Annotated in this window: 26 protein-coding genes; 6 read left to right on the top strand and 20 right to left on the bottom strand. The window is 65.7% G+C overall.

Annotation, left to right across the window (positions count from 1 at the left end; translation table 11 throughout):
- Positions 1 to 2: 2 nt before the first annotated feature.
- From AC4FS1_RS10505 to AC4FS1_RS10470, 8 genes are all read right to left on the bottom strand, one after another.
- Entirely contained in the window at positions 3 to 758 is a 756-nt protein-coding gene (locus AC4FS1_RS10505; RefSeq protein WP_491154815.1) for a hypothetical protein, read from the bottom strand.
- A gap of 170 nt (positions 759 to 928) precedes the next feature.
- Positions 929 to 1,150: a hypothetical protein gene (locus AC4FS1_RS10500; protein WP_491154813.1), complete on the bottom strand. Its 222-nt coding sequence runs from the start codon at positions 1,148 to 1,150 to the stop codon at positions 929 to 931.
- A gap of 235 nt (positions 1,151 to 1,385) precedes the next feature.
- A complete protein-coding gene (locus AC4FS1_RS10495; protein WP_491154811.1) occupies positions 1,386 to 2,753 on the bottom strand; it encodes a hypothetical protein in 1,368 nt (455 codons plus the stop codon).
- Positions 2,754 to 2,880: 127 nt separating this feature from the next.
- The gene (locus AC4FS1_RS10490; protein ID WP_491154809.1) at positions 2,881 to 3,486 is read right to left on the bottom strand and encodes a hypothetical protein; all 606 of its coding nucleotides are present in this window, start codon (positions 3,484 to 3,486) and stop codon (positions 2,881 to 2,883) included.
- A gap of 143 nt (positions 3,487 to 3,629) precedes the next feature.
- Positions 3,630 to 4,397, bottom strand: coding sequence for a hypothetical protein (locus AC4FS1_RS10485; protein ID WP_491154807.1), 768 nt, complete (start codon positions 4,395 to 4,397; stop codon positions 3,630 to 3,632).
- A 47-nt stretch (positions 4,398 to 4,444) separates the two neighbouring features.
- Positions 4,445 to 4,999 carry a GvpU-like protein gene (locus AC4FS1_RS10480; protein WP_491154805.1) on the bottom strand — a complete coding sequence of 185 codons (555 nt, stop codon included), beginning with the start codon at positions 4,997 to 4,999 and terminating at the stop codon, positions 4,445 to 4,447.
- 325 nt (positions 5,000 to 5,324) lie between these two features.
- Positions 5,325 to 5,450, bottom strand: a complete 126-nt coding sequence (locus tag AC4FS1_RS10475) for a hypothetical protein (protein WP_491154804.1) — start codon at positions 5,448 to 5,450, stop codon at positions 5,325 to 5,327.
- A gap of 14 nt (positions 5,451 to 5,464) precedes the next feature.
- A complete protein-coding gene (locus AC4FS1_RS10470) occupies positions 5,465 to 5,998 on the bottom strand; it encodes a hypothetical protein (RefSeq protein WP_491154802.1) in 534 nt (177 codons plus the stop codon).
- 507 nt (positions 5,999 to 6,505) lie between these two features.
- Between AC4FS1_RS10470 and AC4FS1_RS10465 the strand changes: the two genes are divergently transcribed.
- Positions 6,506 to 9,469 (top strand): AAA family ATPase, encoded by a 2,964-nt coding sequence (locus tag AC4FS1_RS10465; protein WP_491154801.1) that lies wholly within the window; start codon positions 6,506 to 6,508, stop codon positions 9,467 to 9,469.
- A gap of 25 nt (positions 9,470 to 9,494) precedes the next feature.
- On the opposite strand, the gene AC4FS1_RS10460 is transcribed toward AC4FS1_RS10465, so the two are convergent.
- Positions 9,495 to 9,821 (bottom strand): hypothetical protein, encoded by a 327-nt coding sequence (locus tag AC4FS1_RS10460; RefSeq protein ID WP_491154800.1) that lies wholly within the window; start codon positions 9,819 to 9,821, stop codon positions 9,495 to 9,497.
- 66 nt (positions 9,822 to 9,887) lie between these two features.
- Here AC4FS1_RS10460 and AC4FS1_RS10455 point away from each other — a divergent pair, with 66 nt between their 5' ends.
- Complete coding sequence (locus AC4FS1_RS10455) at positions 9,888 to 10,148, top strand: hypothetical protein (RefSeq protein WP_491154798.1); 261 nt, start codon at positions 9,888 to 9,890, stop codon at positions 10,146 to 10,148.
- 202 nt (positions 10,149 to 10,350) lie between these two features.
- On the opposite strand, the gene AC4FS1_RS10450 is transcribed toward AC4FS1_RS10455, so the two are convergent.
- From AC4FS1_RS10450 to AC4FS1_RS10435, 4 genes are all read right to left on the bottom strand, one after another.
- Positions 10,351 to 11,769, bottom strand: coding sequence for a GmrSD restriction endonuclease domain-containing protein (locus AC4FS1_RS10450; RefSeq protein ID WP_491154797.1), 1,419 nt, complete (start codon positions 11,767 to 11,769; stop codon positions 10,351 to 10,353).
- Entirely contained in the window at positions 11,766 to 12,779 is a 1,014-nt protein-coding gene (locus tag AC4FS1_RS10445) for a DUF4236 domain-containing protein (RefSeq protein ID WP_491154795.1), read from the bottom strand. Before AC4FS1_RS10445 ends, AC4FS1_RS10450 begins: the two co-directional genes overlap by 4 nt.
- Positions 12,780 to 13,539: 760 nt before the next feature.
- Positions 13,540 to 13,962: a hypothetical protein gene (locus tag AC4FS1_RS10440; protein WP_491154794.1), complete on the bottom strand. Its 423-nt coding sequence runs from the start codon at positions 13,960 to 13,962 to the stop codon at positions 13,540 to 13,542.
- A gap of 188 nt (positions 13,963 to 14,150) precedes the next feature.
- Positions 14,151 to 14,456: a hypothetical protein gene (locus tag AC4FS1_RS10435; protein WP_491154793.1), complete on the bottom strand. Its 306-nt coding sequence runs from the start codon at positions 14,454 to 14,456 to the stop codon at positions 14,151 to 14,153.
- Between the two features lie 484 nt (positions 14,457 to 14,940).
- Here AC4FS1_RS10435 and AC4FS1_RS10430 point away from each other — a divergent pair, with 484 nt between their 5' ends.
- The gene (locus AC4FS1_RS10430; protein ID WP_491154791.1) at positions 14,941 to 15,540 is read left to right on the top strand and encodes an RNA polymerase sigma factor; all 600 of its coding nucleotides are present in this window, start codon (positions 14,941 to 14,943) and stop codon (positions 15,538 to 15,540) included.
- On the top strand, positions 15,503 to 16,690 hold the full coding sequence (locus AC4FS1_RS10425; protein WP_491154789.1) for a CU044_5270 family protein: 1,188 nt from the start codon (positions 15,503 to 15,505) through the stop codon (positions 16,688 to 16,690). Before AC4FS1_RS10430 ends, AC4FS1_RS10425 begins: the two co-directional genes overlap by 38 nt.
- Positions 16,691 to 16,876: 186 nt before the next feature.
- Here the strand turns inward: AC4FS1_RS10425 and AC4FS1_RS10420 are convergent, their stop codons facing one another.
- Positions 16,877 to 17,629 carry a phosphotransferase gene (locus tag AC4FS1_RS10420; protein WP_491154787.1) on the bottom strand — a complete coding sequence of 251 codons (753 nt, stop codon included), beginning with the start codon at positions 17,627 to 17,629 and terminating at the stop codon, positions 16,877 to 16,879.
- A gap of 139 nt (positions 17,630 to 17,768) precedes the next feature.
- Between AC4FS1_RS10420 and AC4FS1_RS10415 the strand changes: the two genes are divergently transcribed.
- Entirely contained in the window at positions 17,769 to 18,347 is a 579-nt protein-coding gene (locus AC4FS1_RS10415) for a hypothetical protein (RefSeq protein ID WP_491154786.1), read from the top strand.
- Complete coding sequence (locus AC4FS1_RS10410) at positions 18,335 to 18,859, top strand: RNA polymerase sigma factor (RefSeq protein WP_491154784.1); 525 nt, start codon at positions 18,335 to 18,337, stop codon at positions 18,857 to 18,859. The genes AC4FS1_RS10415 and AC4FS1_RS10410 overlap by 13 nt, the downstream gene beginning before the upstream one ends.
- Positions 18,860 to 18,993: 134 nt before the next feature.
- Here the strand turns inward: AC4FS1_RS10410 and AC4FS1_RS10405 are convergent, their stop codons facing one another.
- The 6 genes from AC4FS1_RS10405 to AC4FS1_RS10380 form a co-directional block, all read right to left on the bottom strand.
- Positions 18,994 to 19,713: an O-methyltransferase gene (locus AC4FS1_RS10405; RefSeq protein ID WP_491154782.1), complete on the bottom strand. Its 720-nt coding sequence runs from the start codon at positions 19,711 to 19,713 to the stop codon at positions 18,994 to 18,996.
- Between the two features lie 462 nt (positions 19,714 to 20,175).
- Positions 20,176 to 20,619, bottom strand: a complete 444-nt coding sequence (locus AC4FS1_RS10400; protein WP_491154780.1) for a single-stranded DNA-binding protein — start codon at positions 20,617 to 20,619, stop codon at positions 20,176 to 20,178.
- Positions 20,616 to 21,143 (bottom strand): hypothetical protein, encoded by a 528-nt coding sequence (locus AC4FS1_RS10395; RefSeq protein ID WP_491154778.1) that lies wholly within the window; start codon positions 21,141 to 21,143, stop codon positions 20,616 to 20,618. Before AC4FS1_RS10395 ends, AC4FS1_RS10400 begins: the two co-directional genes overlap by 4 nt.
- The gene (locus AC4FS1_RS10390; protein ID WP_491154777.1) at positions 21,140 to 21,535 is read right to left on the bottom strand and encodes a hypothetical protein; all 396 of its coding nucleotides are present in this window, start codon (positions 21,533 to 21,535) and stop codon (positions 21,140 to 21,142) included. The genes AC4FS1_RS10395 and AC4FS1_RS10390 overlap by 4 nt, the downstream gene beginning before the upstream one ends.
- Positions 21,532 to 23,319, bottom strand: coding sequence for a type IV secretory system conjugative DNA transfer family protein (locus AC4FS1_RS10385; protein ID WP_491154775.1), 1,788 nt, complete (start codon positions 23,317 to 23,319; stop codon positions 21,532 to 21,534). Before AC4FS1_RS10385 ends, AC4FS1_RS10390 begins: the two co-directional genes overlap by 4 nt.
- Positions 23,319 to 23,798 carry a hypothetical protein gene (locus tag AC4FS1_RS10380; protein ID WP_491154773.1) on the bottom strand — a complete coding sequence of 160 codons (480 nt, stop codon included), beginning with the start codon at positions 23,796 to 23,798 and terminating at the stop codon, positions 23,319 to 23,321. Before AC4FS1_RS10380 ends, AC4FS1_RS10385 begins: the two co-directional genes overlap by 1 nt.
- Between the last annotated feature and the right edge of the window lie 6 nt (positions 23,799 to 23,804).

The raw sequence follows: 23,804 nt of genomic DNA, 5'->3' as shown, positions 1-23,804 counted from the left end.
CGCTAGAGGGTAACGTCAGGACCGTTGAGGCGGGCCGTGCCGGGCGCGTCATGATCGCGGTCGAGCTCGAGGATCAGTCGCTTGAGGTGCGCTCGTTCTACCCGAATTCGATCGCGCTGCACCGTCGCTGCCGTGGAGTCGGGTCGGATCGGCAGTTCGGGGAGCACTCGCTCCTGGGCCACGGCGTACAGCTGCTCGACCAGGACGATATCGTCTCGACTGATCGACTGGCGGGCAGACCTCACGTACTCCCCAATGCGCCGCAGCTCGCTGAGCCAGGTGATTCCTTGCATGCCGGACAACGGTGCATGGCGGGCGTCTCGCACCGCCGCCCACGTCTTACTCGAGGGGGGCCCGTCGTACATTGGCGCCCCGTCTCCGTCGAGCACCGTCACCCGGTCCAGAGTCGCGGTGGGGATGCCCCGCAGCGTCTCCATGATCGGATCCCACTGCTCGGCGACGCTCTGAGTGAGAGTGCTGTGCGCACCGAGGGCGCCACTACGTAGCTGTCGTGCCGAAGCCGTCAGAGCGCTGGTGCTGTCGCGTTCCACCGCCAGAACGACCCGCGTCGAGAAACCGGCAGCCTTGAACGCCTCCAGAGGCCCCTTGGGCGAACCGGCAACCTGTGGATCATCAACGATAAGGGGCAGCTTCTCGCGCTGCGCGTGAAGCAGCCCCGTCCGGAAGGTCTCGGCCGCTTCGGTCCGGCCGGCACCACCGAGAAGCGCTGCAAGGTCCTCCGTCTGGAGGATCGCCATCGGTTCTGACGACTCAGCAACGATCTGCGCCACTGCCCGTGCGGGTGCCGACCCAGGGCCGCCTATCAAGAGCACCGCATCCGGCGCTGGGGAGGGCGAGATGCTTTCGAACACGCCCGTGAGTGCAGTAGCGATCCGGGTCTCACCCGAGTCAGGTGGCAACGGGACGCTCATTCGAGCACCTCCCGTAGCAACTCCGCCAGCTCCCGGCTTCGCGCGTCCACCGCGGCACGGTCATATCCGTCCGTCGACATCGTCCGCCGACGCTCCGCCAACGCACGAGTCCGGTCCGAAAGGACGATGCGAGCGACGACGAGGTCGGAGAGTTGACGCATCTGCTCGTAGGCGACGACGTCACCAACCCGCCACTCCAACCCCGAATTCTCCGCCACGATCACCTCGTCGCCAGTCTAAGAGTGGCCACGTCGTTCCTTGGGTACGGGGTTGCCGCGATCTCTGCCTCTCGGGAGACGCACGAAGGCAGCGACAGCGACAAACGTGATCCGTTCGACCGCGAAACTGGTCAGGCTGGACGGGTTGCCACACCTCACGACCGAGACGAAACCCCCCGGCGCTGTTCTGACGGCCCACCACCACATCCGGGCGCCCCTCCCGGCGCGAAACGCCCTATGTCGAGGGCAAGCCCCACTCATCGATAGTCGGGTCATCGACAAGAGCAGCCTCGTCCGGCTCATCCTCTTCGCCATCTTCCAACGCGGACATGTCGAGCGGGGTCTGACCATTGTCGACCTCGTACGTCAGGAACTCGGTTATCCCCTCGCGCACGTTATCTGGGACATCGAGCACCAGCGGGATTGTGGTGACGAGCAGGTCGGCCATGCGGATCTTGCTCCGCGTTTGGCCGGTCCCCGAACGGCCCGGCAGATCGACGGTTACCCGACCGGTGCGTGAGCCTGCGATCGCTTGCGCGACCTCAGCGGAGCCGCCAAATGTCGCCCCAACTCCCCGCAGCCGTTCGGTGCTGATCGCGCCCTCGTCGTTCTTCACACTGACGTGATCGGGGCCGGAGTGAATGCTGACTTCCACTAGGTCTGTCCCCTCAGCGCGCTCAATGAAGGCATCTACGGACACCGCCGGGCCTTCCTCCTCCTCCACGTCGTCAAGGTCGGTCTTGGCACTGCCGATGATCGCGAAGACCGACGGCGCTTCGAATGAGACGTGACGGCCCCGCTTTGCCCAGCGATAGGTAGCACCGAGGAGCGAGCCGTCGATTCCGAGAGGGTCGGGTTTCACGATCGCCGCTCGCGCGGAGATCACATCGAGGTTGGCCTGGATCAGCCTCTCGATATTGGCCGGAGCCGACGCGAAGTCGAGGCGTTCAAGGTCCGCTAGTTTCAGGCCACGACCCACCCGACGCCAGAAGTCACGGTCATCGGTGCGCATGTACTTGACGAGGTAGTCGAGCGACTCGGAGTTGAGCCGACCGGACAAGTCCGCTCCCCCTGGGAACTGCGACAGCGACCCGTCGCTTCCCTCCCAGACTGCCTGCAGCACGCGGTTCATCCGCCACGCCTGCGGGCCGCCGAGGCGATCGCTGATTGCCGCGACAGCTTCCGCGGTGGGCCCGGGGCTCACTTGGGCTGCTGCGGTGAAGCCCTGTTGTACGACGCTTGCCAGCTCGACGGCATCGTCGCCGACGAAGGACCCGCGACCGCCCTGCGCGAGGGCGTTACTCAACATGTTGGCCGTGGAGTCGGACTTCTTCCGGTCTATGAGCCGCTCCAGCGCGGCGGGCTCGGTGAACATCGCTTCGCTGTTGCGGATCGCATCGTTGACCGCGGGACCGGCGCCCTCCGACTCGGCGCTCGTGAGTCCGAAGATCAGCGGGGCGGTCGAGTCGATGAGCGCAACGTCCTCCACGAGCGCCTCGAGGTCGTAGGTCAGACGGAGGTACACCCGCCTGCTGGTCTTATCCGGCCAGGTCATCACGAAGTCAGGGGCGAACGTGTGATTGAAGTAGTTGGTGGCCTTCACCAGGGCGGTGTCGTCCAGGGCTGCGAGTTCCTTCGCTACGGCGTCCTTGACGCGGAAGATCGACTCGCTGGGCGATGGATCGAAGAGTCCGTCGAGGATCTGAGCGGCGAACGCAGAGTGCGACACGTCAGTTCCCCTTCTCTGCTTCGTGGCGCTCGATGACGCCTCGATGCTCGCGCGTGATAACGAGCGTTTCCTGCTTCTCCGAGAGCACGATGAGCCACAGTCTGCTCGCAACCGCCGACACCACTTCGTCGTCCAGGAGAGCCTCGGCCTCCGCTTCGTCCTCCACGCCGAAGACACGCTCTCGATGCTTGACGACGTGCTTTCGAACGTACTCGGCGCTGGTCAGCTTGGGCCAGTCCGTGATCGAGTGTGGGCTCCACGCCAGCCACATGAAGTGGTCGCAGTAGCCTGGCTTGTCGAGGAACGCCACGTAGCACTGGGCGAGGAACTTCGAATAGTGCGTCGCGAGGTCGCTGGGGCCGTCATAGGCCTTCGACTCGGCGAAAAACATCTGCCCGTCGTATGTGTCGTAACGGAGGTAACCGGCGATGTCGAAGGAAAAGTTTTGGCCTCCGTGGGGCCACTTGAACGACAGCTTCGACACAGCTGGCGGGTCGGGGTTCACCCACTGGGCGTTGGCACGGGTGGTTGATTCCAGCCAGCGCTTCGCGCGCCGTGCGCCGTCAGCCCCCTTGGCCTGAGCCGACTCCCCCTCGATTCGGGTCATGGACCGTACACTAGCGAAGTCTCAAGACCACGCCGTGCAGCGGGGGGCGAACCAGCGCGGGGATTCCTCCGCACTGAAAACGGGAGCGAGACGTCCGCGTTACCCGCGCGTCGCCGTGTCACTACCCGCATCATTGGATCTCATTACTTGCCACTAGCGCGCCATCGAACCTGCCGCAGCGCCGCCCTACCCATGAGACCCGCGAAAGCCCCTGCGAGCGCGGTGCCGACAGCGACGATCACCGCAGCAACCGCGCTGTCCTCCGCCACCGCGAACAGGTAGGTCGTCATTCCGAGGATCACGATAAGAACCGTGATGCTCATAACAATCATCCACAGCACGTCAATCGGTGTTGGTCGCTTCGTGACGTTCCATACGGGGATATCGACCAACGGCGAGGTGACCGTGATCTCCGGCTCCCCGTTGGAGATGAAATCAAGGGAAAGCGCCGAACCTTTGCGAATCAGTTGGGGACCGATGTTGAACTCGGCCCAGTCGAAGCCATCTCCTGCTCCCCCGGTCAGCATGATCGCGCCTCGCGCGCCGCCTTCGCCGACAACGAAAGCGCCACCGGGCTCCACTCGGATATCAATTGCGCGGCCAGCGTCGAACGCGGTAGTCGCTATGTCGGCACGGCTTGCCGACGCCATGCGGAACTCGACGATGTGCGGGTCCGGAACGTCGATTCCGTTCACCTTGACTTCGAGCTTCGCTCTCGGGTCGGACTTCACAAGTCGGCGGCTGGTGACGGTGTACTCAAGGCGACGTTTTGGGTGGGCGCGGTAGTAGCCAACAACGCCGTAGGCAACGCCAATCAATCCGAGAACTCCCACGACCGCGGCAACGATCGCCCAGAACAGAACCCAGTCCCAGCCTCCAGCCGTCGCATCCACGGCCGCCGTCCAGATCACTCGCACACCCTACCGATGCGACTTGCCAGCCGAAACGCCTACGCCGCTCACGAATCGGCCGGTTCGTCGACTAGGCCCCGCGCCGAGCCCGGAGGGTTCCACGAACCGATCGACCAGCCGGTGACGTCTTCCATCGATCCGCGCCACAGCGGCAGCGAGAAGTACTCTTGCGCGCCTCCTACGGTGACCTGCACGTCACGCATGTGAATGTAGCCGCGCGGGCGAGTCGGAAGGTCGGCCTCATCGCGTTTCCGACGCTGTTCGAGGATCGTTTCGTTAATGAAGTTGAACACGCCGCCGACAGAACCCCCGAGATCCTCCCCCGCGGACTCGGTGAGTCCTTCAACCGTGGCCTCCACCCAGGCTTTGCGACTGATCGCGATACCGCTGACGATCGACCCGTTCAACTGGATTGTGAGCCCGATCGCGCCCGCGCCCTGGTCGTCTGAACCGACCATGAACGTCAGCAGGGTGTCGAGGTAGATGTCCTTGGATCGCACGTCATCGCGCGTGTACCCGTCGGGGTCGGTGGCCGGATCCCACCTTTCACGCGGTGCGTCCTCGTCGGCCTCGGTGCCGGTCCCGTCGGTGTGCTCAGTCATGGCTCCCCCCTCGTTTGTGATTTCACGGTAGCCGAGTGTGCCGACACGTCACCGCGACACACCCTGCTTGTCCTCCCCGGTCCGGTCGCAGTGGGCCGCGATCCCCCTTGGTTCACACGAGGTGGGTGTGTGGCCCGACGGCGTCGACCCGATCCCGAGCCACGCCCCGACATGGACCCGATGAGGAGCTATGGAATCACTTAGCCGCGGAGAGGCGGCGGATCCCCTGGCTTGGCGCGCTTTTCCTCGCGGATCTGCTTGAGAACCTTCTCCACGTCGGGCTTGGGCGCTGGCTTCGGGGCGGGCTTCCTGTCAGCGGATGCCATTACTCGCCCTTCGATTCCAGGTCATCGGAATGCGACAGATGCAGCATGACGTTGTCGACATTCGGGCGTGCCGCCGCGGGCTTCGGCTTGTCAGGTTTGGGTGGTTGCTGGGGCTTCGGGGTCATGCGATCGATCCTCGTCAGGGAGTGGAACTTGTGGTCGGCTCCGGAGTAGGTGCCGGGAGTGCGTCCGTCGTCGCCACGACGACCACGGATACGAGACTCGCGAGAAGCAGTACGAAGGCCGCGCGCGTCCATCTTGCACCTACTTTGTACTGCGCGTCACGGCTCGCAATCTCGCGGGCTTTGACTTCCAGAAGGTGGTCCTCTAACTCCTCGCCGGTGAGTTCGCTCACCCGCCACTCATCTACCATCTCCCGGCCTCCGGAAACCGTAAGGCGGCGCGGCCAGAGTGTGATCGTCGAGGCGAGCACGGTTAGGAACGTGAGGCTAAATGGGATGAGCCAGATGAGGCCCGAGTCGGCTCCGAGCACACCGACCGAGCTCGCGCTGCCGATGACACCAGCCGCGACGACGACGAATGACGCCTTGGTATTCAGTAGCCGACTTCGCTCGACGGCGGCTTCGCGAGTCCTGTCCAACTCCGCACTCAGGACCCGCACGCGCGTCGACAGATAATCCACGCTGACGTCCGGCTGCTTGCGTCTGAACACCCGCTCAGGATAGGGGCGTCCTCGGACACTACGCGCGCGGCGCTCCGTGGCATCTTCCTAGATATGAAGGGCCCCGGAGCCCTGAGGGTGGGTTCCGGGGTTCCAATTTGGTGCCGCCTTCGCATCAGGCGCGGTCAGTCCGCGTAGGCGGCCGTATGGTTCCGGCACGCCTGGCTCAGAAACTGTCGCTCACGCGGTGTCACGCACCTCTCCAACAGGTCGAGCGTCGTTTCGGTCGCGTCGAATCCGGTCGGACAGCGCGGAACGATGGTTCCGGGCGTACTGGTTCTGCGCTCCCTGCGCCTTCGCCATAGCCTCCGGGGTGCCGCTCGAACCGGTGCCGATCATGGCGAACTTAACGCCGGGGGCGTCGCGCACTATGCGGCTGTCTCGTTCGAACTAGCACCCGAACAAGATCAACGGGATGCAACAGACGCAATGCACGCAGGCACTTTCAGTGGGCGGGGGTCGTAGCCGGAGTTCGGTGGGTTGCGTAGGGTGCCCGCCATGCGCGGCGGACTCGAGCGGTGGAAGCGTGGGGTGGGCTCTCACGGGGTTCGACAGGCGATGGCGTACGCCTTCGAGGGAACGTGCGACTCGCACCTGAGTGGTGGCGCGTCCGCGGCGTCCGACTACGCCGAAGTGGATGGCCGGACGGTGACACGTTTCGCCCTTGACGAGGGTGGGCTCTTCGAAGACGAGCTCACCGCAGATGCTCTGTCAGCCTGGGTCGATGGGCGCGACCCAGCCACCGGCGAACAGCGCGGACGGGTGCTCGCCACCCCGGACGCGGACCTGGTGCTCGACGGCACGATCAATGCCCCGAAGTCGTTCAGCATCGCGGCGCTGCTGCATCCAGAGCTCGCAGCCGAATATGAGCGACTGCAGGACCGCCTCCGCGATCGTGTCATCCGCGCCTGGCACACGGAGCTGAACGCTCGACGCGGCGCTGGTGGGCGCATCCGAGAGCGTCTGGCGCGGATCGAGGTGGTTGAGCTGCGGCATCGGCGCTCACGTGCGCTCGATCCTCACCTCCACCGTCATCTCTGGTTGAGCGTGAAGGTGCGGGGCCTGGACGGACGGTGGTCCAACGTCGACTCCCGTGTTGCGATGCGGTTCCACACTGTCGTCAACGCGGAGGGCGAGATAGCAGCGCGCACGGACCCTGAGTGGGTGGCCGCCCTGGCCCGGCACGGGTACACCATAGGTGCAGACGGCGAGATCCTTCAGTTGCAGCACCTGGTGAAGCCGATGTCTCGCCGTTCGAATCAGATCGAAGCGAACCGGGCGATGCTTCTCGCTGAATGGCGTGCCGAACACGCCGGGGCCGAGCCCTCCCTCGACGTCCGCTGGTCCATCGACCGGCGCGCGTGGGCGTTGGGCAGACCCAACAAGCCGCGCCACTTGGAGGAGGACGACTGGGAGCGCCTGACGCGTGAGGAGATCGGCGAGATCGATCCGCGCGCCCTGTCACCCCACGGCCCGGTGCCCGCGCCCGCAACGCGGGTTGAGAAAGCGGATGTTGAGCTACTAGCGCTACGAGCAGTAGCGGACGCGGACGCCCGATCGCCCGCCAGCGGCGGACGGATCAGCGTCTTCGACCTTCGTGCCGGCGCCCTGCGCGCGGTGGCAGCATCGGGCGTCGTGGGTGATCGCAAGGCCTTGCAATCGCTGATCGATGAGGTGGAAGCGGCGGCCCACCTACACACGGAAGATCTGCTTCCCGAAGCAGGGGAACGTCCGGCACACGTGAAAGCGCTGATGGCGCAATCGACGGCTGACCTCAAGAGAGAGGTGGCGGAACGACTGGAAGCCTTGTCGACGGCCGGTCAGCGCCCGTCGACGTCGGTGATGGCGTTGGTCGCGAAGCGTGCGCTCGGTCCTGGACCGCAGCTTGGGAACCGGCAGCTGGATGCTGCGACCGCGATTGCGGGTACCGACCGGCTCGTGAGCGTCACTGGGCCGGCCGGGTCGGGGAAGACGTCCATGCTGCGGGTGGCGCAGTTCGCGCTCGCGGCGCAGAACCGACGGATGATCGTTGTTGCGCCGACGAAAAAGGCGGCAAGCGTGGCGTCCCGCGAGACGGGTGCCGCGGCATCGAGCCTGCATGCGCTGCTCTTTGACCACGGGTGGCGGTGGCGAAATGACGACGCGGGGCGGCAGGTATGGACCCGTCTCGCCGTGGGCGACGTGGATCCCGAGACCGGCTCCATCTACAGGGGTTCCCGGCTTCACCCGCTGCGCCTCGGTGACCGGGTCGTGGTGGACGAGGCAGGGATGGTCGACCTCGAGTGCGCCAACGCGCTTCTCGCGCTCGCAGCCGAGACCGGAGCCGGCATCGCTATGGTCGGCGACCACCTTCAGGCCGCCCCCGTCGGTCACGCCGGGGCGATGGCCGCGCTCACTCGACGCGCCACGAGCTTCGTCGAGCTCGACAGTGTGCACCGATTCCGCGATCCGGAGTATGGACAGCTCACCCTCCGCCTTCGCAACGCTTCAACGAAGGAGGACGCCTTCGCCGTTGCACGAGACCTCGATGACGGCCGACACCTGCGTCGTGCTGATGACAAGGATGCGGCTAGAGCGGCCATGCTCGACGGATACTTCGCTCGCACCGCGCTAGGCCAACGCGTCGCTCTGGTGGCAGGAACGAACGAAGAGGCGGACGCTCTCAACGAAAGCATCCAGCAACGACGCATCGCGAACGGGGAGCTCAATCCCGCCCGGTGGGTCCTGGGGGCACAGGACCAACGCATCCTGGTCGGTGAGATCGTGCAGACTCGGCGCAACGACCGCGCGGCCGGGGTGGAGAACCGTGCCCTCTGGAGGGTCGCAAATGCCAGCCGCAAGAGCGCTCAGCTTGTATCGCTGTTGGACCCGCGGGATTCGCGAACCATCACACTCGACTACGCCGGAGATCACCTGCAACTCGCGTACGCTTCCACGGTTCATGGCATCCAAGGGGAGACCACGGACGCGGCCATCGTCGGCCCCGACGTTGATGCCGCGGGGCTCTACGTCGGCATGACTCGCGGGCGACTGCACAACGAGGCAGTGGTGATCGCATCTACCCAGGCCGCGGCCCGCGCCCGTCTTGCGGAGGCGATGCGGCGCGGGTTGCCAGAAGTGGCCGTGGCCGATTCTGTCCGCGCGGCGCGCGACGATATGAAGCGAGCTGCTCAAGACCCCTCCGCCGACGGGCCTCTGACGCCGGGCGAACAGGAGCGGGGAGGTCGGGTCGAGCGTCTCCTCCTTCGACTCCAGGCTGACGCAGCTACGCAGCACGCTCGCGGGCACGCTTCGGGTGACGATGCGCGAGTCCATTCGCGAGTCCTAGACCGAATCCGCAGTGCGCTCGAGAACCGGCCACCTCGTCGTCCCCTCGGAAGCACACGTAGGGACGCGTCGAGAGTGCGTCTCGGCGGAGACGGTGGGGTTCCAGAGCAGACGTCTCGCAGGCCCGCCTTGTAACCTCGATCAACGGGGTCTGCATCGTCTAGGAAGACGGCCGGTTTGTCGCATCCCTCACAGCGGACGCCCACACCCATGTCTTGAACTGTTGGCCGGCGATGTTGAAGCGAATCGCTACCGCGTGATTTGTCCAGCTGCATGCCTCCGCGTCGACCAGCAGGGGTGAATCGCCGAACCGCACCCATGCACGCACCGGCTTGGGCCGAGGGTCACGGGTGAGGGGCTCCTGCTCGAGCTCCAACTCTTCGGAGCGCAGCGACTGTAAGGGGCCGGCGGTGGCGGCCACCCCCTGCGCGATCCGCTCATCCATGAGTCGGTCGAAGTGCTGCGAATAACGCTTGTTCGTCCCCACGACCGCCTCCCTCCGGCCACCAGTAACACTAGCCATGTTCGAATACTTGTTCTATTCTTCTATCTCATGACCGGAACGATGATCGAGCACGAAACCACGTTGTGGATGGTCAACGACGTTCCGGCACGGATGGTCTGCGCCGGCCGGCTGTGGCGCGTTACCGACACACCGACACCGCTGCGCGATTCCGTGTGGACCGCGTCCCTGGACGACCACCTCGGCCTCTACGGCTGGGGCTTCCAAGCAACGGACCTGGCGGGGGAATCGTTTGTGTTCGACGTGTACCGGGGCGAGCAGGGCTGGCACGTGCACCGCGCCTACGACTGACCTTGACGTGCAAGGTTGAGGCATGGAGTTCGACCACAGAACCCGCCTTTGAACCGCTCATGGGGCCGATCCCTGCCGACTCCTGAGTCCGTCCTGGAGGTGCTACTCGCTCAACAGTCGCTTCGTCGACCGTCGCTCGGCTGCGCGGAGGAATCGCGCGGCTGGCGGAAGAAGTGCCCCGGCATTGCGACGTCGCAGAGATCTATTCGCAGGCGACGCCGTCGCCGTCGCGGTCGAGCTTCCGGCTGTAGCCGGGATCACCCGCGCGTATGGGCGCCGCGCCGGCGGCTCGGACGGCGTCGCAGTTCTCGTAGTACGCGCTGACTGGGGCTGCCGGTGCCGGTGCGGGAGCGGCTGGGGCCGGTGCGGGCTGAACGGGTGCCGGTGCGGGTGCGACGGGTGCCGGTGCGGGTTGAACAGGTGCAGGAGCCGGAGCGGGTTCGATGGGAGCGGGCTCGGGAGAAGGCTCGGCTACCGGTGCCGGTGCCGCGAACGACGATGTCGGGACCGGCTCTTCACGACAGTCTTCAAGGACGCGCGCAATCGCGTCCTTCTCGGCCTGCGTGACCCAAAGCCCATAGGTCGCCTTCACCGCAACCTGACGTGCAACATACGAGCACCGGAAAGCGGTGTTGCTCGGAAGCCACGTGGCGGCGTCTCCGTCACCCTTCTGCGCGTTCGCCTTGCCGGCCACCGCCAGAAGATTGAGGGGATCGTTCGCCAGCGTCGCTCGCTGGTCGGGGGAGAGTTGTTGTGCGCCCTTCTGCCAGGCATCGCCCAGGGCGACAACATGGTCAATCTGGATCAGCTCGGACGTGCCTTCCCCGCGTACGAAGTTCAGCGACGCGCCCGTGAACGGGTCAGTCAGCGTGCCGCTGGTGACGCGACACCCGCCGGCTCGGACGACGTCGGCGAGGTCGCGGGCCAGGATGTCATTGCGGGTGTCGCACCCGTTGCGGTCGACGTCGAGCCACCTCGGTCCGAACTCATCGCGGTCGTATCCGGTCTTGGCGGCGCGGCCCTTCACCTCGAGGGTCGCAAGCACGGCCAGTGCCGTCTGTCCGGCGGTTGCGGATGCGTCTCTTACTGTCCCGGCTTCTCCGGCGAACGCGGCCAGTGCCGTCGCGTCGTCTTCGAACGCCGTGGGCGCAGGTGTTGCGGTGGGTGTCTGGGGCGAGGAAGAGCTAGCGACCGATACCGGTCGATCGTTGGCCGATTCCTGGTTCTGGGGGTACACCGCCGAGGAAATGCTGCCGGTGATGAAGAAGACCACCGCCGAGGCGATAGTGGCGACGATAGCGGTGTTCCTGGAACGGAAACGCAACCAGGTCGGCTTGTTCCTTACCAGCGCGACGATGCCGGTGATGAGGACAACCAGCGCAATGGCTGCGACCAAAGGCGAGAGGAAGATACCCGCAAGGGCGCCGACGATGGAGCCTACGATCCAGAGCCATGTGGGGATGCGCCGCCGGAGCCCAGGCTGCGCCGCAGGAGGGGGCGGCACGGTACCCACAGCCGGCGCAGGTGGCGCAGCGTGCTGCGTCCATTTCTGGCCGTCCCACCACCTTGTCCCGCCTGCGATCTGCGGGTCGTCGTACCAGCCCGGTCCCGGACCGGTCACGGGGTTACCTCCGCCAGCATCTCCGAGAGACCCGGGTACGATGCGTCCTCCGCGAGGACCCGTTCGTAGTCTTTTCGCGCCATCGCCTTCTTGCCCTCGGCGAGGTAAGTGTGTCCACGCGCTACCAGTGCGAGGTGCCGAAGCTCGGCTGCGCGGGACCGCACCCGCAGCGCCTCCTTCAGCGACTCCCGTGCAGCTTCGAAGTATCCCTGTTCTCTGAGCGCAGTACCCCGCTGGATGAGGAGGAAGGTCGCAGCAACGTCGTCGTTGGTCAGCCCATTCGTAAGATCGACGATGTCAGCCCACCGATTCATTTCGGCGTACAGCTCCGCGAGGGAGACTGCGGCGACCGTCGTCGGTTCCAGTTGCTCGACGAGCGCGATGGCTCGTTCGTGGTTCCCAGTCTCCTGCTCGAGTTCGGCCGCGAGAAGCCCGAGGGCCTGCCGGCCCCACGGCATTTCTGCTGTGACGCCTGTCGCGATCGGAACGCTGATGTTGGCGGGTTCGATGTACTTGCCGATGAACGCATCGGTGGTCGGGTCATAACCGGTATCGAACAGCCAACCGAGCAGGGTGCGCGTGCGCTCCGAATCATGCGCGGGGAGTGTCACGCGAAGGACCTCCACCATAGCCGCGGTAGATGCGGCCGGAGGGTGCTGCTGCCCGATGGCGTGGATGGCTGCTGCGTCCGGCTGGCCGGTGACGTGCTTGAACAGCTGCTTTTCCCAGGCTGGAGCTGTCAACCCCGGCTTCGCTCTCTTCGGCTTGGGGGGCTCCACCGGCTGAGCCTGCTGCCTTGGGCGGCTGGGGCGTTTACCGCCTCCCGAGGTGTACGACTTCGTGTGCGAGATTCCCGTGCCTGGTATGCCTATGGTTCGAGTTGCCCGGCCGCTGCTGTTGATGCTTACCCGCGCACCGCGCACTCCCGCCGACAGCCCGATGCTCTTGCTCGACACGTTCAGGCGCACGCCAGGCGCGATCTTGATGGACTTGCGGACTTTGAACCCCATAGTTCTGCCTCCCCCGAAGCAACGGAGGCAATCCTATTCATAGACAAGCGTTTTGTCGTTGCCCAAAGTAGGGGCACCGCAACGCCTTCCGTTCCGAACTTGCTGTGATGCGCGGCCTAACGGGTCGTCCCCGTGAGCTGCTCGACGTTTCGCGCGGCATCGCCCGTTCGTCCCCGCCGCCGCATCGGAGAACTGCTGAGCGGTCCGGCGGTCACTTCGTCGACCGGCAGCTCTTGACGGGCGCAAGAATCGCACCGCATGGCGGAAGGAGTGTCCGGTCATCGCGACATCGGCGGAGAAATCTACCACCATCGGGTCGACGAGAGTTAGATGGATCACGTCGCGACCGCTGCTGTTGAAGAGGTCGAGGGCTCCCGGCCCCAACCTCAGTCGGCAAGGGGCCGGCCCTTCGGGTGGGCTGAGTATCCGACCCAGCGCGCAGGAGGCCATAGCTCGGAGTGGCCGAGACCGGCCAACGATCCGCAGCTCACCGTCGATGGGGAGGCCGACCACCAGAGCCTCAGGACGTTGCCGCGGACCGATCACCGCGGCGCATACGACGTCGAGGGTGTCGCGGTGCTTCACCTTGACCCACTGCCGTTGACCGCCGCGGTATGCCTGGCCGGCTCCCTTAGCCACCAGGCCCTCGATCCCTGCCGCGGTCATGGACTCCAACAGCCGTCGCAGTTCGTGTCCAACCGCGCCCGTAAACGATCGGTTCAGCGACGGGTCGGTGGGCACATTCCAGCCCAAATGACGGCTAGTCCGCGCGCGGATCAGGCACGTCGGACTGACGATACTGTGAGGGATTCTCCTCGTTGCGCTCGGTGCGACGGCGACCGTTCATGGCGAGGAAGATGAGTGAGCTTGCTGGCACGGCGAGAAAGGCGATTCCGCTGACGAAAAGCGACCGGCGTGTCTGGCAAGCATCGTAAGGAGGATCCGACGTATCCGTTGAAATGATCCCATTGGCGACTCTCCTGTCGTCACCCGTGGGGAGGTCGCGTGGCCACCCCGCAGCCACCACCGATGAGCACACCGTCGTGTACCCGGGGTGGTTGTCGTCGTCGACAATCTGGTGCACCGTCGACGGGATGAGCGCCAGCACCGCCATCAGCACCACCGACGCAATGCCAACAGTCAGCCACGCGATTGATCGACGTCTACTCGCTCCCTCGTCCATTTGGCCAGTATCCCAAGCACTCGCCCGGAAACGATCGATTCCGGCACGCTCGCCGGTACGCCGGATCGGCCGTCCCAGAAACGTCGATCGTCTCGAAACCTCGTATCGGGACGATTGGTTTCGGTACGCAGTTTCGGTCCCCGCTGCTCTTGGCGGTGCAGGGCTGGCTGCACTCAGACGTCTTGTTCCTAACTCACTCGACGAAGGATGTCGTCGACCACAGCATCCAGGGGAGCCGTCGCGTCGATAGGGATACCGCCTGCGGGGATTTCCTCGCCGCTGAAATGCAACCGTTCGATCAGGTCTCGTTCGGCGTGGCGCCCGTGCGCGCCCCACTCGTCACCGGGACGGGCGTCCAGACGCCTGCGCAACGTCTCTATGTCGACCTGTAACACGAAGACGGCGTCGAAGAGATCCAAGAACTGTGCGATGTTCCTCGAGCCGCCACAAAAGAATGTCATGGGCTCCTTGTCATCCTCGACGAGAGATGTCACCTGCTCTACCCGCCACAGGTGATGGCTATGAGCGGCTACACCGGAAAGGCCTGCGATCGGCTCGCCCGTCTCGGGGTCGCCCTGATACGCCGGTCGCCGTTGATCGCTTGATACCCACGGTTCCGCAGTTCGTGGCACACGGATGTCTTGCCGGTACCTGAGCCGCCCTCGATGAGATAGTTCCGTCGTCCCACCCAGCGAGGCTAACTCCGAACCACCCCTCGAACCTCGACAAGTCGATGATGGGAACCGCGATCTTGTAGGTTCCCGCAATCGCTCGATACTGATCGATTCCGGCACGATGATCAGCCACCCTTCATCGGGCGTCCCAGAAAGGTGGGCCTATTCAAAACGTGGTTTCGGGAGGATCGGTTTCGGGCACATGTTCGGAACGGTGCGTCGCCCCCACTTAGAGCCGCTGCACCTCACCCTGTCCGCAGAAAACTGCCGTGAACTCGAGCGGCTAAATCGGACAATACTCAGTGTGACCACCCACGACGGCGAGATCATCCGCCGCTCTATCGAGCAGCCAGCGGCGTTCGCCGAACTGTACGACCGACACGAGCGCGTCATCTTTCGCTATGCAGCTCGCCGGCTGGGCGCGTCCGAGGCGGATGACATTGCCTCGGAGACGTTTCTTGTCGCGTTCACGCGCCGTCGAGATTTCACGGGGAGCGAGGACGCGCGACCGTGGTTGCTTGGAATCGCCACCACACTGATGCGGCAATACGCGCGGACAGAAGCGAAGGCGTGGCGAGGCATGCTCGTGTCGGACCTCGCCCGCACCGACATCGACCAGATTGACGCCGCCGACGCGCGCCTCGACGCGAAGCGCCTGATCCGCCGCCTCGGCAGAGCACTCGCCCGCCTCCCCACCGGCGACCGCGACACCCTCCTGCTGCACACGTTTGGGGAACTCGACTACGAGGGCATCAGCCAAGCGCTGAGCATCCCGGTCGGCACGGTCCGTTCACGACTGAACCGCGCGCGCCGCAAGCTGCGCGCCGCTATCGACCCGGCTTCCAGCCGAGAGAAGGAACAGAGCCATGGACGAAATCTCGCTCCTGCGCCGAGCGCGGACTGACATCCCCGAGCGCACTCCGGCCAGTGTTGCTCGCGGACGTGCGGCGCTGTTCGCCCAGATCGAAGCGGAAACTCCGTACGCGCCGTTCGCAGCCGTGGGGGACGACACATCCCTCACCCCTTTGCCGCTGCGCCGCCGTCGACGCCGCACCGTGGCGTGGACCGGGTTCTCCGCCCTGGCCGCGGGTGTCCTAACGGTCGCGCTCATCGGCAGCAACGTATTCGGAGTCGGAGGCTGGCACGGCGGCGCCGATCCGGCAGCTGCCGACGTGCTCAACGCCGCAGCTATCGCCACCCTTGAAGTGACCGACCCTCAGCTCGCTCCTGGCCAATACCTGCGCGTGCGCACCGACGCCGAATACATGACACAGGCATGGCTTGAGGAGGACGTGGATGCCGCCCGGGTGAACGGTGAGGTTCAGGACCTCAACACGGTCGAGGCTCAGTACTACATGCAGCGGGAGCAGTTGGAACTATTCCGTCCCGCAGATCCCAAGGACACCTGGTGGCAGATCCAATGCCGGAGAAGCGTGGCCGGAACTTTCGGCCCGAAATCCGAGCTGGCGGCGCAGCAGGACCCCTCGATGACGGAGGGGCCCGCCGGGCACCTCATAGAAATGCCCGGCGGGAGGGTCAAGTACGAATCGCCAGACGGAAAGGCCGAGTTCGGCAACCCGGTGGGTGGATTCACCGTTCCGGGCGGCGCAAGTGATGACTTCACGCAGCTTCCGTTGGAACCGGGCGAGCTGCTGGCGGAGATCTATCGTCTCAACGATGGATCGGGCCCCTCTCGCGACGGCCAGGCACTCGTGTGGATCGCGGACACGTTACGCGGGGGCGCGGTGCCCGCCGAATATCGCGCCGCCATGTATCAAGCGGCCGCGCTGATCCCTGGTGTGACCATCACCGACGGACAGGCAACCCTCAACGGAGCCACAGGCATCGCCATCGGGCGTGATGAAACGAGCAACGCCTTCCGGCAAGAGATCATCATCGACACCGCAACCGGACAATTCATCGGGGAGCGGCGGGTCGCCCTGGAAGGCTATGGCGGCGTTGCCGTGGCGGCTGGCACCACTGTTGGATGGACGGCTGTCACGACCGCGATCGTCGACGCCGCGCCAACTGATGTGTCCACCTGCGGCGCGTGATGGAGGGTGCGTCGGGTGGACATCGCCAAGAACGCGCACCCACCCGGTTTGTGGATTTCCGCAATCGCTCGAAACTGATCGGTTCCGGGACGGCGTAACCCGACCCCGGTCACAAGGTGCCGCAAACGTGGTTCGTATCGAAACCCGGTTACGGGACGTTTGATCTCGGCACAGGGTTTCGGGTCATTAGGTAGGCAGGAGCGCTTCCAACCACGTGTTGCGATGAGAGCGAACGTAGTTGTCCGCGGAAGACCAGTGATCGCCATGGCCGGCTGTGAACATCGATGCCCAAGGTTCCTTGCCGGAGTCGTGCGATGTGCGCAGCAGGTTGTACATCGCTGCCGTGCGCTCGGCCATTACGTCTGGAAGGAGGCGGCGCATACTGTCGTCCGCGCGATATCCATCAAGGAACGCCGCCAAGTCGTCAGCAGCAAGGCGCGCGTTGCGGGACGTGTCCGACAGGGTGAACGCCTGGGCGGAATATGCCAGGTCCCACACGCGAGTGCTGGGGGCGGCCGCGTCCCAATCGATGAACATCCAGCGCTCCCCGATGAGCAGGTTCCAAGGAGCGAGGTCGTTGTGACACACGAGCTCGCTGGCAGGCGCAGGTATTGCCGTCTCCCAAATTGCGTCTTCCGACGGTACGTAGGTCGCGCTCGCGTCGTGAATGGCTCGCACCATCCCGCCGACGCGGTGCAGTTCCGCTTGGGAAAGTGGATCAGCATTGACCGCGAGCGTCCCTGGCACGAACTCCTGCACGTGTCGCCCGTGCTCGTCCCTTCCCATCGGAGCCGGAGCATCCACGCCGGCCGACCGTAGCGCTTCTACGAAGGCGACAACGCTCGCCGTCGAAGCTGACCAGGGCTTGCGGACAGTCCCACCAATTCGGACGACCCCGCCGCTCGCGTTGCCGCCCTCTAAAGGCTCCTCGTGGTTCACGTGGCCCTCCCATCTGACGACACAGCTCAGTGTAGATTTCCGCAATCGCTCGAAACTCACGAGAAGATTCTGGCCTTCATGGACAGTTCAGGGCGCTGCGGCCATGTACAAGGTGAACGCTAGCGAAGGGGCGAAACCGATGTACGACGACCTGGACTCGAGAATCCGCGCGGCCGCACCGCACGTGTCTGGCGCTGTGGGCTTGGCTGAGCACCGTGCGCGCATACTTCGCGAGGCCCGCGCGGGTAGAGGACGCCGGCTCCGTATGGCGGTGGCGAGTGTGGTGGCCTCAGTTGTGCTGGTGGGTGGTGGCTCGGCGGCAATGGCGGGGTTCGGGGTGCAAACGCCATGGGGGTGGATAGCCGAGAACTCGTCGCAAGCGACTCAGATCGACGGAACGAGCTGTTTTCAGGGCATGCGGATTGAGCATGACGACACGGTGGTTGATGACTCTCCTATTGTTCGCGACGCCCGAGCCTTCCTGGCCTCGATCGATGTCTCGGCGCTCGACACCACCGCGAGGGAAGCCGAGCTGAAAGCGCGGGAGGCGAGCGGCGAGCTACCCGCCCGCAGCGATGCCGCACGGCAGCTCGATGCCGCGCTCGACACGATCAGTGTGCAGCTTTGGGCGCATCTTGACGCGCTCGGCTATCCGGACTCGGAGACCTACGGGAGCCCCATTTCTATCTACAGTCAAAGCGACGCATGCGGACGCTGAGGTCATCGCACGCGGTCGCGGAGTTTGAAGCGATCATCCGAGCGAATGAGGACGATCTGCTGCGCTACTTCCAACGCCGGGCACCTGACGGGGCTGATGCCGGCGAAGCGTTCGGAGAGCTGATGCTCGTGGCCTGGAAGTCTCGGCGCAGGTTACCCAGTGACCCGATGCTCGCGCGCATGTGGTTGTTCACCGCCGCTCGAAATGTCCTGCGTGACGCGCGCCGTTCCCTGGCGCGACGATCATTGGCGGTCCAGCGGCTCGCGGACGACATGCGTGTCTCAGCCCCCGAGTGGGACGAGTCGAGCCTGGATGTTCGCGATGCTATCGATCGGCTCTCGGAAGATGACGCCGAATTGGTACGACTCGTCTACTGGGACGGGCTCCGCTCCCACGAAGCTGCCGCCGTGCTGGGGATCAATCCTTCAACCGCGCGTTCGCGACTGTCGCGAGCAAAACAGGAACTCCGCATCGGTCTCTCGGCGGGGACGGTGACTACTCAGTCTTTGTAGGTCTCCACAAACGCTCGAAACTGATCGATTCTGGGACGTCTCCCGCGGAGCCTGCGGCGATGCACCAGAAAGGCGTGTCGTATCGAAACCTCCTATCCAGACGATCGGTTTCGTCCGCAGTTTCGGGACAGGGATCAGGTGCGACGGGCGATGATCAGGCCGTCCCAGCCTTTGATGCCGACGGTTTGTAGGGCCGTAGCCGTCAGATCGGCTCGTGCGGCGATGGCGCCGACGACGTCTCGCACACCGATCACGCGGGGATCGTCCGAGCCTGCATCAGCGACGGCACCGTCGCGCACGACGTTGTCGATGATGATGACCGCGCCGGGACCAGTGAGTTCGAGAGCAGCCTTCAAATAGAGAGGGTTGCTGGGCTTGTCAGCGTCGATGAACACCAGGTCGAATGGTTCGGTGCCGTCGGCGATGAGTCGTTCGGCGGAATCCGCGGCTGAGCCCTCGACAAGCTCGATCCGATCGGTGAGGCCCGCTCGTTGGAAGTTCTCTCGTGCAACCTCTGCGTTGGTTGGTTCGAGCTCGAAGGTCACGACCTTCCCTTCCGGACCAACAGCACGGGCGAACCAGATCGTCGAGTAGCCAGCGAGGGTGCCGAATTCGAGGACTCGTCGGGCGCCGGAGAGTTGGGCGATTAGCCCAAGGAGTGCACCCTGGTTAGCGGCAACCTCGGCGTTCGGCATCGTGGTGCGTTCGCCAGATTCGCGCGCAGATGCCAGCACGTCGTCCTCGCGCACAAGAGCGTCACTGAAGTAGTCGTCCACGGCCCGCCAGGCCGGGGCGGATGCGTAGCGGTTCGCGGGCGCTGTGGATTCGACATCGGTACTCGGCAGGTTGCTCATGCTCGTCATCCTTCCATCGGGGCCGGCCGGTCTTTGTAGGTTCCCGCAATCGCTCGAAATTGATGGTTTCTGGGACGGTGCTCCCAGATGTGCGCGCAAGGTCGACGTGCCGTGCCGAAACTCCGTGCCGAAACCCCTCACCGGCCGAAACGGCAGTGGAGCGTTTTCGGTCCTACACGAGCTTGCTGCCTGGTGGGCCAGCGTAGTTCGCTCTGGCCGTTCCGTGCCGGCCTTTCGCGGCATATCCTCCCTCGCTGCGCTCAGTCCGGTATTCCACGAGCCGTCACTGCACGACCGCCGTTCACTTCGAGGCTGGATATCAGGCAGCAGGGAGGTGTGACACGAACATCATCACGGGATTGTGAACTGCGGAACTGCGGAACTGCTGGAGTGGGGAACTTCGGGACACCGGAAGCGGGTGGGAGTAGCATCACTCCCACCCGCTTCTGACGTGATGGTTGGTTAGCGTGTGATTCCTGCGCCGGCGTACGAGGCCGGTGTGGCGGACGGCCCCGGGGCGTGTGCTGCGGGGCCGTCAGCTTTTGGGCTGCGCTCGATGGCGACGTCGGCGAACTTGAGCGACGCGCCCACGTTGTCCGCTACGACGTCGCGTGACTCTCGGGTCTGTCCTTCCTTGTCGACGTAGGTGCCGAAGCGGAGGTCGCCGGCGACGATCACGGAGTCTCCCTTGTGGAGGGATTCCGCGACGTGGGCGGCTTGTTTGTCGAAGACGACGACGCGGTGGAAGACGGTGCCGGCGTCTTCCCACAGCCCCGTGGATTGGTTGAGTCGTCGGTCGTTGACGGCGACGGTGAAGCGGGCGTACTCGTTGCCGCTGTCGCCTCGGCCGTGTTCGGGGTCCGCGGTGAGGTTGCCCTCGAGCGTGACCGGGATTCTGGTGGTCATGGTGTGGTTCTCTCTTTCTGGTGGGGAGCGCCCGGGTGGGTGCTCGGGTGAGCGTGGGCCTTTGTGGTCCACGCGGTCCATGCGGTCTCGTCGGTCGCGCCGTCCCAGGTGCGGGGTTTGGTGGGGCGGTGTTCGGTGGAGCAGCCGCCGCCGTAGGCGCGGGTGAGGCGGGGCGTGGCGACGGCGAGCCGTTCGTGCCAGCTGAGCGGGCCGAAGCCGGTATCGGAGGGGTCGAACGCGGCGACGTGGGCGGTGTGCAGGGCGGAGAGTTCTTCGACGAGTGCGTCGTGTTGCCACCAGCAGGGTGGGACGGTGGAGACGGGGATGTTGTAGCGGGTGGTCAACCACTCCACCCACGCCCGCAACGCCTCCCACGCCTCGGCCGCGTCCTCGTCCCGGAGCGTGCGCCAGTTGATCGTTCCGCCACCGATCAACCCCGAGTCACCGTCGCGGCGGGTCGGGTCGAGACCGAGCGATTTGAGCAGGAGCTGTTCGACCTCCGGGTCGTACTCGGGCGTGCTCACCGTGCGGCCTCCTCATGCCGGGTGAGGGCGGCCCGGACGCGACGGATAGCGACGAGGGAGGCGTCGCGGTGGGAACGGTTGTGCGCGAGGACGCGGTCGCGGTCGATGAGGCGGTGGACGAGTTCGTGGCAGAACGGGTGCAGCGCCGTCAGGTCGTCGTGGTGTTCTGCGGCGAGCCATCTGCCGTCGCGGACGTACACGCCGCGGTAAGAGAAATGGTGCAGCTCGAGGGTGCGGCGAGTACCAGGGCGGCCGCAGCCGGCGCAGGTCACGGGTGGTCCGTGGCGTTCTTCGGTGCGGAACCAGCGGTCGCGTCGGCGGAACCAGGCGGCGGACCGCAGGTATCCGGTTCGGTAGATGTTGCGGACAGTGCCGCGGCGGGCGTTGCTCACGACGCCTCCTCCGTGGGTGTGGCACGGGCGGCGAAGGTGGCGACCTGCTCACGTTCGGCGTCCTTCTTTCCGGCGCGGATCGCGGCGGCGTCGGAGCGGGCGTCCCACCCGTCGAGCTCGAGCAGCACGCCGCGTCGGTTGCGATAGGCGAGGAGCCCGGTGGTCGGCGGCATCCGTCGGATTTCGTCAACGCTCATCAGGGGCTGGCGCTCGATGTGTTCGCTGGTGTTGCGGCCGGCCTGCCGAGTGGACCAGGACTGTTGGGTGCGGCGTGTTTCGCGGTTGCCGAGGAGCGCCTCGATGTCACGGAGGTGGGCCACGTGGGACGCGCCGCCCAGGAGGACTTTTGCGGTTGCGGCGGCCCAGATGGTGTCGGCCTCGGCGCGGGACCAGGACGTTTCCGCTTGAGAGAGGGCCTGGAGGACGACGAAAGTGCAGATCCCGCGACCGCCACCATCCGCCATGGTGCGGGGGAGGTTCGCCCACCGGAACATGTTCGCGATCTCGTCCAAGATGAGCCCGAGCGGCAGGCGGAGGCGGGAGCCGGGCGAGGCGAGCGCCTTCGTGCGGGCGACGTCGACGACGTCGTCCAGGAGAGCGCCGAGGAACCCGCCCATCGCTGACGCACCGGATGCGGACCCGATCAGATACAGGGTGTTCTCACCGGTGAGGAACTCCGCTGGGTCGAAGGGACGGTCAGCGCGGGTGGGGCTGAGCGCGGCACGGATCTGGGGAACGGCGAGGGGGGCAACGGCGCCTTGCACGCCGAACCAGATGGAGGAGACGAGCTTCTCGTCGCCGGCGATGACGGCTTCCAGGCTGTCGCCCCAGCCGGGGGCGCCATCCGTACGGAGGATGTCCACCGCGGAGCGGGCGAGGGCTGGGCTGGATCCCCAGTCGTACAGGTCGGCGATGCTGCGCCCGCCGACGGCTGCGGCGTGCAGGAGCCGGCCGAGGACGACGGAGGATGCCTGCGCCCATTCGCCGTTGCTGGAGGAGGCGCCCAGCGCGGTGCCGGTGATGATGGCGTCGCCGCGTTGCATCGCGACCAGCGGGTCGGCGCACCCGGTGATGGGGGAGATGCGCAGCGGGTGGGCGATGCCGGTGAGGCCTTGCGGGTCGAACACGTGCACGTCGCCGCGTTGCGCGCGCATGCGCAAAGTGGCGGTGAGGTTGTCGTTCGTGGTGGAGGTGGTTACCAGGGGGCCTGACCAGTCGAGGATCGCGGAGATGAGGACCCGGTACCCCTTGCCCGAGCGGGGCGGGCCTTCCAGGGCGACGGAGTCTTCGATGGACACGTACACGGCGCGGCCGTGGGACCGCCCGATCCGCCACCCGACGTCGGTCGGGGCGGGGCGGGTGAGGTCGGGACGGAGGTGGGAGGCGCGGGCGAGGACGGCGCGCTTGGACAGGTGCGCTGCGATCTCGCTGCCGCTGGCGAACCCCGACCTGGTGCGGAGGTCGGCGATGAAATGCGCGTCGGACTGCAGATACCGGTTGTACGCAACCCAGGCGAACAGTGCCGCGCCGATGACCAGAAGGACGAGGATGGCGTCGATAAGGCGGATGCCAAGAGCCGGAACGGTACAGCCGGGAGTAACGGTGTAGGCGGCGGGGTCACCGGTGACGGCGAACCACAGTCCGCTGATCGGGCTGTTCGCGACCGGAGGCGCCCCGCACGCCGCGCCGATAAGCGTGTCGGCGACGACGGCGAACGCCATCGCCAACAGGATGACGCCCGTGAGGGCGGCAGGGAGCAGCGCGGAGCTGAGGCGGGCGGGCATCACCAGTCCTCCTCTTGCGGCTGATACCGGTGCGCCGACGCCCGAATCCGGAAGGCGAGCCCCGCCTCTCGTGCCGCATCCGTCCGCTCCGTCCAGCGTCGACGTGCTGCCACTACGCCGGCGGCCACGGGTGCGGTGATGAGGGAGATAAGGATGCTGTCGCCCACAAGCCCGGGAACGATCGCGGAGGCGGGAAGTCCCTGCTGCGCGGCGGCCAAGAGCAGCCACGGCCACAGCACCGCCGCACCCAGGACTCCGCCGGCGACGGCACCAACGACAACGTGAGCCCGGAGCGGCAGCCGTCGCCGTTTGACGGGGATGCCGAGCTCGAGGTCGCGCAGCACAGTGTCGCGCCGTCGCCGCAGGACATTGAGGAGCCAGTGGGTGGCGAGGGCAAGCGTGAGGCCGGCGAGCCCCGCCACGATCAGGGGCGCCCACTGGTCGAGCATGGTGAAGGTGTCGGCGAATGTGGTGTTCATGACGGC

Source organism: Microbacterium sp. Z12_35, assembly GCF_058310475.1.
The sequence above is the reverse complement of the archived record's forward strand: the minus strand, read 5'-3'. Positions and strand labels throughout refer to the sequence as shown.